Genomic DNA, 12,961 nt, shown 5'->3' on the forward strand with positions numbered 1-12,961 from the left:
CCGCATGAACAACCGCATGAACAACCGCATGAACAACCGCATGAACAACCGCATGAACAACCGCATGAACAACCGGGCGCGGCTCAGCGCTTCGCGCTCATCACGGCTTCCGCGATGTTTTGCGGCGTTTCGGCGTAATGCTTGAACTCCATCGTGTAGGTGGCGCGGCCCTGCGTGAGCGAACGCAGCGTCGTGGAGTAGCCGAACATCTCCGCGAGCGGCACTTCGGCGCGCACGATCTTGCCGCCGCCTCCCGCGATGTCCTCCATGCCCTGCACGATGCCGCGCCGGCTGGAGAGGTCGCCCATCACGTTGCCCATGAAGTCTTCGGGCGTTTCCACTTCCACGGCCATCGTGGGTTCGAGCAGCACGGGCTTCGCGCGGCGCATGCCTTCCTTGAACGCCATGGAACCGGCCATGCGGAAGGCGTTTTCGTTCGAGTCCACGTCGTGGTACGAGCCGAACGTCAGCGTGACCTTCACGTCCACCACCGGGTAGCCCGCCAGCACGCCGGCCTTGAGCGATTCCTGAATGCCCTTGTCGACGGCCGGGATAAATTCGCGCGGAATCACGCCGCCCTTGATGGCATCGACGAATTCGTAGCCCTTGCCCGCCGGCTGCGGTTCGAGCGTGATGACGGCGTGACCGTACTGGCCGCGGCCGCCCGACTGCTTGACGAACTTGCCTTCCACATCTTTCGCCGTGGTGCGCACCGTTTCGCGGTACGCCACCTGCGGCTTGCCGACAGTGGCTTCCACGCCGAACTCGCGGCGCATGCGGTCCACGATGATTTCGAGGTGCAACTCGCCCATGCCCGAGATGATGGTCTGGCCGGATTCCTCGTCGGTCTGCACGCGGAACGACGGGTCTTCCTGGGCGAGGCGGTTGAGCGCAATGCCCATCTTTTCCTGGTCGGCCTTCGTCTTCGGCTCCACGGCCTGGGAAATCACCGGCTCCGGGAACACCATCTTCTCGAGGATGATGATGTTGTTCGGATCGCAAAGCGTGTCACCCGTGGTCGCTTCCTTGAGCCCCACGGCCGCTGCGATGTCGCCCGCGCGCACTTCCTTGATTTCCTTGCGCTCGTTCGCGTGCATCTGCAGGATGCGGCCGAGGCGTTCCTTCTTGTCCTTCGTGGCGTTGAGCACGGTGTCGCCCGATTCGACGACACCGGAGTAGACGCGGAAGAAGATCAACTGGCCGACGAACGGGTCGGTCATGATCTTGAAGGCGAGCGCCGAGAACGGCTCGTCGTCGCTCGGGTGACGCTCCGCTTCCTTGTCGTTGACGTCGTGGCCGAGAATCGCGGGGATGTCGACGGGCGAGGGCAGGTAGTCGATCACGGCGTCGAGCATCGCCTGCACGCCCTTATTCTTGAACGCGCTGCCGCAGAGCATGGGCACGATCTCGTTGCGGATGGTGCGTTTGCGCAAGGCGCCCTTGATTTCGTCCTCGGTCAGGCTCTCGTGGTCGGTCAGATACTTTTCGAGCAACTCCTCGTCTGCTTCCGCCGCCGCTTCCACCATCTTCTCGCGCCACTCGTGGGCGAGGTCGGTGAGGTTGGCCGGAATGTCCTGATACTCGAACTTCACGCCCTGGCTTTCCTCGTCCCACAGGATGGCCTTCATCTTCACGAGATCGACCACGCCCTGGAAGTGGTCTTCGGCGCCGATCGGAATCTGGATGGGCACGGCCACGCCTTTGAGGCGCTCGCCGATCTGCCGCTGCACGCGGAAGAAGTCCGCGCCCACGCGGTCCATCTTGTTGACGAACGCGATGCGCGGCACCTTGTACTTGTTCGCCTGGCGCCACACGGTTTCCGACTGCGGCTGCACGCCGCCCACGGAGTCGTAGACCATGCACGCGCCATCGAGCACGCGCATCGAACGCTCCACTTCGATCGTGAAGTCGACGTGGCCCGGGGTGTCGATGATGTTGATGCGGTGCTCGGGATAGTTGTTCGCCATACCGCGCCAGAACGCCGTGGTGGCCGCCGAGGTGATCGTGATGCCGCGCTCCTGCTCCTGCTCCATCCAGTCCATGGTCGCGGCGCCGTCGTGCACTTCGCCGATCTTGTGATTCACGCCGGTGTAGAACAGGATGCGTTCGGTCGTGGTCGTTTTGCCGGCATCGATGTGGGCGCTGATCCCGATGTTGCGATAGCGCTCGATGGGAGTCTTGCGGGGCACGTTTATCTCCTTGGAATGGCGCGCCGGTGGAGTCTCTCTGGCAGGCCGCGGCGCGGGCTGCGGTCTGCACGGCGGGCCGCGAGCCGATCAGGCTCGCGAACCGAGACTACTAGCATAGCGCGCGGTGCGGGCTTTTGCAGGGTTCTTGCCAGGCCGGCGCGCCCGCTGCGAGCGCGCGTCGAGCGGGGCAGCGGTTCGGGCGGACAGCGCCGGCCGGACCAGGTCGCAAATGATCGCAAACGGCTTGCCCGGGGTCGCGTGGTCTGTTGATGCGAGCGGTGCGGGAAGAGTGCGCGACTGACGCCCGGTGGAGAGAGAACGCGCCGGCGCAAAAAAGCCGGTGCCATTCACGTCACCGGCCTTGCCCTGGCTGAAGGTTGGATGGCGTCGTCGGCAGAGCGGGCCTGGCATGGTCCGCTGTAGCCGGTACTCGACGACGCCCATTCGTCCGAACGATGCGGGACGGGCGCAAATCGAGCGCTCCGCCTCCCATCGAGTTACATCGCGTTATTGCGGCTGGGGCAGCCCCTGAATCTTCATGCCGGGCTTGATGCCCTTCGACTGAAACCAGCCTTTGCTCATTTCGAGTGCATAGACACCGTTGTTGCGCGGGCAATGGTTATTCGTGGTTTCCGCCTGCATTTCATCGACGTCGGTGATCGTGCCGTCGGCGCGAATGAACGCGATCGACAACGGGATCAGCGTGTTCTTCATCCAGAAGCAATGCACCGCGTTTTCGTTGAACACGAACAGCATGCCTTCGTTCGGCGCGAGCTGCGTGCGATACATGAGGCCCTGTTCGCGATCGGCGTCGTTGGCCGCGACCGCGGCATCGACCACAAACATGCCCACGGTGAGCTTCACGCGTGGGAACTCGCTGGGTTGTTTCGCGCCGGGCGGCATCTGCTGCGCCTCGGCGTTACCCGCGCCCGCAAGGGCAAGCGACACGGCGGCAACGGGCAGTACAGCGGCCAATGCGAGGCGCGCAATCAGCGAGCGCAGGAAGATTCGCACGAGAGGGCTCCTTGGGCGAGAAAGAGTAACCCGCGCATGTTACGCGAGCGCGTCAAGATGGGTCAAAAGACGGACGGTGCGGCCGGATATCGCGTGGCCCGCTGGGTGGCCAAAGCGGGTGGCGCAAAGCGTCGCTCCAAAAACAAAAGGCAGATCGCCTCGAGGGTGATCTGCCTTTCAACGCCGTAAGAACGGCAGAACTGCGTGTTCTTGACTGCGTTTTTACAGCAACTTATTCCGAAGCGGCCGAAGCGGCTTCAGCCTTCGCTGCCTTCTTGTGCGACTTCTTTGCCTTGTGGGTCTTCTTCGCCTTGTGAGCCGACGAAGCAGCAGCAGCCGGAGCAGCCGAAGCAGCTTCCGGAGCCGAAGCTTGTGCGAAAGCAGCCGTTGCGAACAGGCCAGCGACCAGAGCGGCGATCAGTTTGTTCATGTTTTGAATCCTCAGCTTGAGTTAATTAACCAAGTGACCCGGTCATTGAGTCACGACGGTAAACGTGCCATCCACCTTTCGGTTGACAGTAGCCGGCGCAAATTTGTCCTTGCTGCTGCCAGCGGTCGGAACCGTCCCGTGCGCCTTATGAGGCAGGCGGGAAGGACCTGAAGGCTGAATGCCGGATAGCTTCGGGGGCATCTGCGAGCAATAACGCATCGTGTTGCGAGCCGGTTGACGCGTGCTGTTGTAACGAATGTTTGCTCGTCATGACACCGTTATCCGAGCGATCAGACGCCATCCCACGGTGCACGGGGCGGCAGGTCCATGCTTTCGCCGGGCTGCAACCCGAGCGAGAAGATGTCGAGGGCGCCGATGCCCACGCGCACCAGCCGCAAGGTAGGGAACCCCACGGCCGCGGTCATCCGCCGCACCTGACGGTTCTTGCCTTCTGTGATCGCGAGCTCGATCCAGGTGGTCGGAATGGCCGCGCGATAGCGGATAGGCGGCGTGCGCGGCCAGAGCGTGCCGGGCGGTTCGACGAATTCGGCGCGACACGGCCGCGTCACGTAATCGCCCAGGTCGACGCCGCGCGCGAGCGCTTTGAGCGCGGCGTCGTCCGGTGCGCCTTCCACCTGGGCCCAGTAGCGTTTCACGAGTTTGTGGCGTGGTTCGGCGATGCGGGTCTGCAGCGCGCCGTCGTCCGTGAGCAGCAACAGGCCTTCGCTGTCGGCATCGAGCCGGCCCGCGGGATACACGCCCGGCACCTTCACCCAGTCGGCGAGCGACGGGCGGGTTTCGTGAGGCGAGAACTGGCAGATGGTGCCGAACGGCTTGTTGAGGGCGATGAGACGCATGCGAATGAGGCGCGACCGAGGGTCGCCGGGATGGAGCCGCCGACGGGCCGGTTCTATGGCAAATGACGAGATATTAATGCATAATATGAAACGCCAACTCTTTTGTCTTATATAAGACTCAAGACTGAACCGGGCAATACGTGTGGCATGGCGCATCGTGTTCGTGGGTTGCGGTCCCGTCGCGTTGTGGCATGGCGGCATGCGTGCCGGCGCCGCGTTCTCGCTCCAGCGTGGGCTAGAATAGCGGCCTGGCCGCGTGAGGCAGACCGGCGCTCTCCACGCGAGAGGCAGCTGTTGCGCTCAGGCTGCCGGCCGCCAGCAGTCCCGCGCCGCCGGCCCGTTGCCGGCAGGCCGCGCCCCGGTTCCGCAGGCCCAAACCGCTTCCACCAGCACAGCCATCACTGGAGTCGATCATGCCGTATCAGCACATCAAGGTTCCGACCGGCGGTGACAAGATCACTGTCAACGCGGATTACTCGCTCAATGTTTCCGACCAGCCGATCATTCCGTACATCGAAGGCGATGGTACGGGTGTCGACATCACGCCGGTGATGATCAAGGTGGTCGACGCGGCGGTCGAAAAGGCGTACGCGGGCAAGAAGAAGATCCACTGGATGGAAATCTATGCCGGCGAGAAGGCGACCAAGGTCTACGGCCCGGACGTCTGGCTGCCGGAAGAGACGTTCGAAGTGCTCAAGGAATACGTGGTGTCGATCAAGGGCCCGCTGACCACGCCGGTGGGCGGTGGCATCCGCTCGCTCAACGTCGCGCTGCGCCAGGAACTCGACCTGTACGTCTGCCTGCGCCCCGTGCAGTACTTCAAGGGCGTGCCGTCGCCGGTGCGCGAGCCGGAAAAGACCAACATGGTCATCTTCCGCGAGAACTCGGAAGACATTTACGCCGGCATCGAATGGGCCGCCGAATCCGAGCAGGCGAAGAAGATCATCAAGTTCCTGCGCGAAGAAATGGGCGTGAAGAAGATCCGCTTCCCGGAAACGTCGGGCATCGGCATCAAGCCGGTTTCGCGCGAAGGCACGGAGCGTCTGGTGCGCAAGGCGATCCAGTATGCGATCGACAACGACCGCCGCTCGGTCACGCTCGTGCACAAGGGCAACATCATGAAGTTCACGGAAGGCGCTTTCCGTGACTACGGCTACGCGCTGGCGCAGAAGGAATTCGGCGCGGAGCTCATCGACGGTGGCCCGTGGATGAAGTTCAAGAACCCGAAGACGGGCAACGAGATCGTCGTGAAGGACGTGATCGCCGACGCGTTCCTGCAACAGATCCTGCTGCGTCCGGCCGAATACGACGTGATCGCCACGCTGAACCTGAACGGCGACTACGTCTCGGACGCGCTGGCGGCACAGGTGGGCGGCATCGGTATCGCGCCGGGCGCGAACCTGTCGGACTCCGTCGCCATGTTCGAAGCTACGCACGGCACGGCGCCGAAGTACGCGGGCAAGGACTACGTGAACCCGGGCTCGGAAATTCTCTCGGCTGAAATGATGCTGCGCCACCTCGGCTGGACCGAAGCGGCCGACGTCATCATTTCGGCGATGGAAAAGTCGATTCTGCAGAAGCGCGTGACGTACGACTTCGCGCGTCTGATGGAAGGCGCGACGCAGGTTTCCTGCTCGGGCTTCGGTCAGGTGTTGATCGAAAACATGTAAGCGTTGGTGCCGGGACGTTCGGCAACGTCCCGCGAGATGTGAAAAACCCAGCTAGATCTCTGGTCTAGCTGGGTTTTTTGTTGCCCAGGCCGTAACAGTAGCGCGGCGACAGTTCCCCACCATGCAAGCCGACGCGTCAGCTTGCCCCTGCCAATGTTCTGGCAAGCGTCGTGTATTGCCCTTGCCAGTAGACCAGCGGGCCTGGCGCCGATTCGTCGCGCGCGAGCGCGCGTACGCGGCCGATGACGAGAATGTGCCCGTGGCGCACGAGTAACTCCTCCGCCTCGCAGTCCATGGCGACGACGCTGTCCGCAAGGAGCGGCGCGCCGTCTGGCGTCATCTGCACCCACTCGTCGTTGCCGTAGCGTGCGGCGCCCTGCTCGCCGCGAAAGCCCGTGAAGCGCTCGGCAATCGCGCGATGCTCGGTGCGCAGCAGGTTCACGCCGAAGCGCCGCGTGCGCGACAGCAGTCCCGCAGAGGAACTGGTGGCTTTCAGCGACGCCACCACCATGGGCGGCTCCGCTGAAAACGAAGTCACCGAGGTCGCCGTGAAGCCGCTGCGCTCGTCGCCGTCCGCGACCGTCACGACGCAAACCGCCCCCGCAAAACCACGCATGGCTTGCACGAAGCGTTTGCTCAGTGCCGGTGTATCGTTCAAGGCGTCAGGCTGCACGGCGCGTTTCACGCGGGCTGCGCAGCCCGTGTGCCTCCAGGATGGGCAGTACCGTGTCGCGGAAGTACGGGAATTCCTTGACGTAATCCACGAACGACAGCGTCGTGCCTTTGAAGCCGGCTTCTGCAAGCGAAATCAGACCCGCGGCGACCTGCTGCGGGGTCCCGACGAGCGGAAAGCCGCCATGTCCGGCCGCCATGCGGTCGCGGATCAGTGCGAGCAGGTCGTGGGGGAACGAGTGCGCATTCGCGAACTGGAGCGCGACGAGGTTGTCGACCGCGCCCCAGTCTGCGTTGTCCTGTGCGAAGTACTGGAGATACTGGCGCGCCTCCTCTTCTGTAGGGCGGCAGACCACGTGCGAGAACGTCAACACGTTTACCGCCTTGTTCGCTGCGGCAGCCTTCTGCTTGAGGTCGGCCACTTCCGCGCGGGACCGCTCCAGGTCGATTGCCGGCGTGAACAGGAAATTCGCGTTGCCGATGGCGAAGTCGCGCCCCTCGCCGGAACCCGCGGCGTTCAGGATAGGCGGACGCTCGCCGTTCCACGGGCGAGGCAGGCCGTAGACGTTCTTCAACTGGAAGTTCGCGCCATCCCAGTTGAACGGGCCTTCGTGGGTCCAGATCTTCTGCACGATATCGAACCACTCCTGGGCGTACGCGTAGCGCTTGTCGTGACCCGTCGCGAGCGGCAGACCGAGCGCTTCGTATTCGGGGCGGTTCCAGCCCGCCACGATGTTGAGTCCGGCGCGTCCCGCGCCGATCTGGTCGAGCGTCGCGATCTGTTTGGCCACGACCACGGGATGGTTGGCTGCCGTGTGAATGGTCGCGAAGACCGTGAGGTTGCGCGTCTTCGCGAGCAGGCCCGCAGCCCACGTCATCGTTTCCAGCACGGAGCCGTGGAAGTCGGTCTCGCCGCCGTAGCCGATCCAGCGCGCGATGGGCAGCATAAAGTCGATGCCGGCTTCGTCCAGCATCACTGCGAGTTTCTCGTTATTCTCCCAGGAGTTGTCCCAGCGCTCGCCGATCTTCGTCACCGACATCCCGCCCGAGCAGTTCGTCGCGAATGTGCCAAGAATGAAATCCCTGGTGTTCAGAATTCGTCTCATATCCATCCTGTCGCAGTAAAATTTATCCACACGGCGGGTGCCTCGCGGCGGTCCCACCGTCCCAACCCAGTCGACGGCACAGGCCGCAACCGCGCGATTCCGCAATGACCGAAAGATCACGCAGAACCCCGAAAAACGCTGCTACTGCCGAACATCGCTGGCATCTCGCGATGGACGATTTCAGCGTCGAGATCACCGATCTCGAATACGCCGTCATGCGGCTCAATCAGTCGTTTTCACGCTGGCAGTCCGAATGCATGGGTGCCGTCCTCGGCGTCGCGCTGAGCGGACAGGAAAACGCACTGATGCACGTCATTCACATGCACGAACGGCCCAAGACCATTCGCGATTTACTGCATATGACCAATCGGCAAGACGTCGCTAATATGCAGTACGAACTACGTAAGCTGATCAAGTCCGGCCTGATCGAAAAGAACGGCACGGCACGCACCGGCGTGTACTACTCCACGACATCGGAAGGCGCGCGCGTATGCGAAGACTACGCAGCGTTACGCCGCAGCGTGCTGCTCAAGATGGCCCAGTCGACCTCGGGCATCCAGTCCGCGGCTACCGCTGCCACGGCCTGCCTCGAACAAATGGAGCGCGTGTACGAAACCGCCACGCGTGAGGTCGCAACGTTCCATCGGCGGCGCTAACTCTGGAGTTCTTGATCGCAGTCTTTCAAATCAAATTTCACATTGAATATTTATTTGATCGAATCCTAGAGCAGCCGATTTTCGGCTGCAACCGATTTCGGCTAGGGGAAAACACCATCCGATGGAGGGGGGGCGGATGAATGTGGTGACCGCGCGATGTTGGCTGCACACGAGCAACTCGCGGACCATCGAATAGCGGGCTCGGGAGAATGCCGGAGCATCTGCGGTCCACGCGGGCTTCTTGAGCGAATACCGAGCGAGCAACGATGCAGACCATGGCGCGCTGTGCTGGCCGTCGCGGGCACCTGGTCGATCAGACGCGGGCATCACCCGGAAGATCAAGCTGTTCCGTAGTTTTGACGGGTGAGGGCGCGGATGTGCAGTCGGGATCGGACCTTGACGATTGATCCTTGAAGTTTGGCGTTCGGGACGCAGTCGAGCATCCGAGCCTGCCTCAAGCACGGTGCGAGGAGTTGCGCCGTGACATCTGGGCGCCTTGTCGGCGCGTGCTGCCTTTGTCTATGGACCGGCTGGTGTGTTCTGGCGCCCGCGCGGTCTTCGGATACCACGACTTCGTTTCGTCCGGCCGCGCTGTAGCGACGTCATCATTTACACCCTGCCTGCGTTCCGCGCATGCCAGGTGTTTCATTTCGCGCTCGCCACGATGACGAAGGCGAACGGTATGAAAACGTTTTCGAAGGGAACCCTGCCAGTTTGCATCCGTCGATACGGGAAGTGTTCCCTACCGACCAGGACTTCGCGGTGCGTTTGACTCGCACTGTGCACCGATCAGGCGCACAAAAAAAGAAACCCGGCCAAAGCCGGGTTTCGAGGAGCGGGATCGAATCGTCTCAGGCAGCTGCCTGGATGTTCGATGCCTGTTTGCCCTTCGGGCCTTGCACGACCTCGAAGCTTACCTTCTGGCCTTCCTTGAGGGTCTTGAAACCGTTCATCTGGATAGCCGAGAAATGAGCAAACAGATCCTCGCCGCCTTCGTCGGGCGTAATGAATCCGAAACCTTTCGCGTCGTTAAACCACTTGACCGTACCAGTTGCCATACCAACTTCCCCTGTAACTCATGTCACTACCACGAGCACGCTCGAAAAGCTCGACGGCCACATATGCGGCCGTCCCCTCCTCACAAGCTCACCAACGGCATTTTTTCGAAAATATGAGGCAGTGAAAAAAGTGCCAGCTTGATTGTTGAGGCTCTTTATTCAAGTGTCAAGCACATTTTGTGGGGTGGCCCACAGCGTTGTAAAAGAATCGGTTTCCAGGGTTTCCACGGCTTTTCTTATGTGCGGTGGCGCAAGGTGCCTGACTTGAAAAACCGCATAATCCTCGCATATGGCATGGGTATGTTCATGGGCGCGCAACTATGTCGCGCGGGCCGCCTCAGTGGCTGCCGCAGCGGCATTTTTTGTGGCCCACGCCCTGGCGCGGGTTGTGCGATACTCGATTCGAACCTCTCCCGGCGCGGTTATGTGCCGCGGCGAGGGGCGGGAGTATCCCGGAACGACCGGTGCCGCAGCCGGTCTGGTTACAGGGTGCGCGAGGCCTGGCACGCCGGGTGCGCGTGCATCGGTCGCCGGCCGGCCGGTCGGGTTTCGGCAGGATTGCGGGCCTGCCCGAGTTGTTTAGAATGGGTGTATGGCGATTATCCCGGACAAGCAGGACGGCACCGTACTGGAGCGGCAGGAACAAAAGCTGAAACCGCCTTCCATGTATAAGGTGGTGCTGCTGAATGACGACTACACGCCAATGGAATTTGTCGTGATGATCGTGCAGGAGTATTTCAATAAGGATCGCGAGACCGCGACGCAGATCATGCTCAAGGTCCATCGTGAGGGTCGGGGGGTATGTGGGGTCTATACGCGGGACATTGCGTCGACCAAAGTTGAGCAAGTAGTTACCCACGCACGGCAGGCCGGGCATCCGCTGCAGTGTGTGATGGAGGAAGCATGATTGCCCAGGAACTGGAAGTCAGCCTGCACATGGCGTTCATGGAAGCACGCCAGGCACGGCATGAGTTCATCACGGTCGAACACCTGCTGCTGGCCCTGCTGGATAATCCCACGGCCGCAGAAGTGCTGCGCGCGTGTGCAGCCAATATTGAAGACCTGCGCCAGAACCTGCGCAACTTCATTCACGACAACACGCCTACCGTGCCAGGCACGGACGACGTCGATACGCAACCTACGCTGGGTTTCCAGCGTGTGATTCAGCGCGCGATCATGCACGTGCAGTCTACGTCCAACGGCAAGAAGGAAGTGACGGGCGCGAACGTGCTCGTCGCGATCTTCGGCGAGAAAGATTCGCACGCCGTCTACTACCTGCAGCAGCAGGGCGTCACGCGCCTCGATGTCGTGAATTTCATTTCGCACGGTATCGCGAAGACGAACAGTAGCGACGCGGCGAAGGCAAGCGACGCCAATGCCGAGTCCGAAGAGGCGGCCGCGCAGAAGGAAACGCCGCTCGCGCAATTCACGCAGAACCTGAACCAGATGGCCAAAGACGGCCGCATCGACCCGCTGATCGGGCGCGAGGCGGAAGTCGAGCGTGTGGTGCAGGTGCTGTGCCGCCGGCGCAAGAACAACCCGCTTCTCGTCGGCGAAGCCGGCGTGGGCAAGACCGCGATTGCCGAAGGGCTTGCATGGCGCATCACGCGCGGCGAAGTGCCCGACATTCTCGCGGACGCGCAGGTGTATTCGCTCGACATGGGCGCGCTGCTTGCCGGCACCAAGTACCGCGGCGACTTCGAGCAACGTCTCAAGACGGTGCTCAAGGAATTGAAAGAGCGTCCGCACGCCATCTTGTTCATCGACGAAATTCACACGCTGATCGGCGCGGGTGCCGCATCGGGCGGTACGCTGGACGCGTCGAATCTGCTCAAGCCTGCACTCTCGTCGGGCACGCTCAAGTGCATCGGCGCGACGACCTTCACCGAATATCGTGGCATCTTCGAAAAGGATGCGGCGCTGTCGCGGCGCTTCCAGAAGATCGACGTGACGGAGCCTACCGTCGAGCAGACGGTGGCGATTCTGCGAGGCCTCAAGTCGCGCTTCGAAGAGCATCACGGCGTGAAGTACTCGTCGGGTGCGCTCTCGGCGGCGGCTGAACTGTCGGCGCGCTTCATCACCGACCGTCATCTGCCGGACAAGGCCATTGACGTGATCGACGAAGCGGGCGCGGCGCAGCGCATTCTGCCGAAGTCGAAACAGAAGAAGACGATTGGCAAGACCGAGATCGAGGAAATCATCTCCAAGATCGCGCGCGTGCCGGCGCAAAGCGTGTCGCAGGACGACCGCAGCAAACTGCAGACGCTCGACCGTGACCTCAAGGCCGTGGTGTTCGGGCAGGATCCGGCCATCGACGCGCTTTCCGCCGCCATCAAGATGGCGCGCGCGGGCCTCGGCAAGACCGACAAGCCGATCGGCGCGTTCCTGTTCTCGGGCCCGACCGGTGTCGGCAAGACCGAAGTGGCGCGTCAACTCGCGTTCACGCTCGGCATCGAGCTGATCCGCTTCGACATGTCGGAGTACATGGAGCGCCATGCGGTGAGTCGCCTGATCGGTGCGCCGCCGGGATACGTCGGTTTCGATCAGGGCGGTCTGCTGACCGAGGCCGTCACCAAGAAGCCGCATTGCGTGCTGCTACTCGACGAAATCGAGAAGGCGCATCCGGACATTTTCAACGTGCTGCTCCAGGTCATGGACCACGGCACGTTGACCGACAACAACGGTCGCAAGGCTGACTTCCGCAACGTCATCATCATCATGACGACGAATGCGGGCGCCGAAGCAATGCAGAAGTCGTCCATCGGCTTCACGAATCGTCGCGAAACGGGCGACGAGATGCAGGACATCAAGCGCATGTTCACGCCTGAGTTCCGCAACCGGCTCGACGCGATCATCAGCTTCCGCTCGCTCGACGAAGAGATCATCCTGCGCGTGGTCGACAAGTTCCTCATGCAGCTCGAAGACCAACTGCACGAGAAGAAGGTCGATGCGCTCTTCAGCGACGCACTGCGCAAGCACCTGGCGAAGCACGGCTTCGATCCGCTGATGGGCGCACGCCCGATGCAGCGGCTGATCCAGGACACGATCCGCCGCGCACTGGCCGACGAACTGCTGTTCGGCAAGCTGCTGAACGGCGGCCGTGTGACGGTCGACGTGGACGAGAACGACAAGGTGACCTTGACGTTCGACGAACATCCGGCACCGCGCAATCCGAATCCGGAGGCTGTCGAAGTAGAATAAGCGGTTCGTTTCCGGAACTGTCCATCGCGAAACGGCGCGGGCTCTTGGGCCCGCGCCGTTTCTGTTTGTGCGCCTGCCTGCGCGAATCTCCTCGCCGGGGGAGATCGG

At 62.2% G+C, this 12,961-nt stretch carries 11 protein-coding genes; 4 read left to right on the top strand and 7 right to left on the bottom strand.

What is annotated here, in order from left to right:
- Positions 1-83: 83 nt before the first annotated feature.
- The 4 genes from fusA to PKKP23_RS18060 form a co-directional block, all read right to left on the bottom strand.
- Positions 84-2,189 (bottom strand): elongation factor G, encoded by a 2,106-nt coding sequence (fusA, locus tag PKKP23_RS18045; RefSeq protein ID WP_017776882.1) that lies wholly within the window; start codon positions 2,187-2,189, stop codon positions 84-86.
- Between the two features lie 507 nt (positions 2,190-2,696).
- Positions 2,697-3,203 (bottom strand): DUF192 domain-containing protein, encoded by a 507-nt coding sequence (locus PKKP23_RS18050; protein WP_126877907.1) that lies wholly within the window; start codon positions 3,201-3,203, stop codon positions 2,697-2,699.
- 232 nt (positions 3,204-3,435) lie between these two features.
- Entirely contained in the window at positions 3,436-3,633 is a 198-nt protein-coding gene (locus tag PKKP23_RS18055; RefSeq protein ID WP_042303276.1) for a hypothetical protein, read from the bottom strand.
- Positions 3,634-3,923: 290 nt separating this feature from the next.
- Positions 3,924-4,490 carry a pseudouridine synthase gene (locus tag PKKP23_RS18060; RefSeq protein ID WP_017776879.1) on the bottom strand — a complete coding sequence of 189 codons (567 nt, stop codon included), beginning with the start codon at positions 4,488-4,490 and terminating at the stop codon, positions 3,924-3,926.
- A gap of 413 nt (positions 4,491-4,903) precedes the next feature.
- Between PKKP23_RS18060 and icd the strand changes: the two genes are divergently transcribed.
- Entirely contained in the window at positions 4,904-6,160 is a 1,257-nt protein-coding gene (gene icd, locus PKKP23_RS18065) for an NADP-dependent isocitrate dehydrogenase (RefSeq protein ID WP_017776878.1), read from the top strand.
- Between the two features lie 136 nt (positions 6,161-6,296).
- Here icd and PKKP23_RS18070 read toward each other — a convergent pair whose 3' ends face one another.
- Positions 6,297-6,818: a flavin reductase family protein gene (locus PKKP23_RS18070; protein WP_240659054.1), complete on the bottom strand. Its 522-nt coding sequence runs from the start codon at positions 6,816-6,818 to the stop codon at positions 6,297-6,299.
- A gap of 4 nt (positions 6,819-6,822) precedes the next feature.
- Positions 6,823-7,938 (bottom strand): LLM class flavin-dependent oxidoreductase, encoded by a 1,116-nt coding sequence (locus PKKP23_RS18075; protein ID WP_126877910.1) that lies wholly within the window; start codon positions 7,936-7,938, stop codon positions 6,823-6,825.
- Positions 7,939-8,108: 170 nt separating this feature from the next.
- Between PKKP23_RS18075 and PKKP23_RS18080 the strand changes: the two genes are divergently transcribed.
- Complete coding sequence (locus tag PKKP23_RS18080) at positions 8,109-8,594, top strand: winged helix DNA-binding protein (protein ID WP_017776810.1); 486 nt, start codon at positions 8,109-8,111, stop codon at positions 8,592-8,594.
- 851 nt (positions 8,595-9,445) lie between these two features.
- On the opposite strand, the gene cspD is transcribed toward PKKP23_RS18080, so the two are convergent.
- A complete protein-coding gene (gene cspD / locus PKKP23_RS18085) occupies positions 9,446-9,652 on the bottom strand; it encodes a cold shock domain-containing protein CspD (RefSeq protein ID WP_017776809.1) in 207 nt (68 codons plus the stop codon).
- Between the two features lie 592 nt (positions 9,653-10,244).
- On the opposite strand from cspD, the gene clpS reads away from it, so the two are divergent.
- Both clpS and clpA read left to right on the top strand, forming a co-directional pair.
- Entirely contained in the window at positions 10,245-10,559 is a 315-nt protein-coding gene (clpS, locus tag PKKP23_RS18095; RefSeq protein WP_017776808.1) for an ATP-dependent Clp protease adapter ClpS, read from the top strand.
- On the top strand, positions 10,556-12,853 hold the full coding sequence (gene clpA, locus PKKP23_RS18100) for an ATP-dependent Clp protease ATP-binding subunit ClpA (RefSeq protein WP_017776807.1): 2,298 nt from the start codon (positions 10,556-10,558) through the stop codon (positions 12,851-12,853). The genes clpS and clpA overlap by 4 nt, the downstream gene beginning before the upstream one ends.
- Positions 12,854-12,961: the final 108 nt, after the last annotated feature.

Origin of the sequence: Paraburkholderia kururiensis JCM 10599 = LMG 19447 (assembly GCF_003986935.1) — a bacterium.
In the GTDB taxonomy this organism is placed as follows: Bacteria; Pseudomonadota; Gammaproteobacteria; order Burkholderiales; family Burkholderiaceae; genus Paraburkholderia; species Paraburkholderia kururiensis.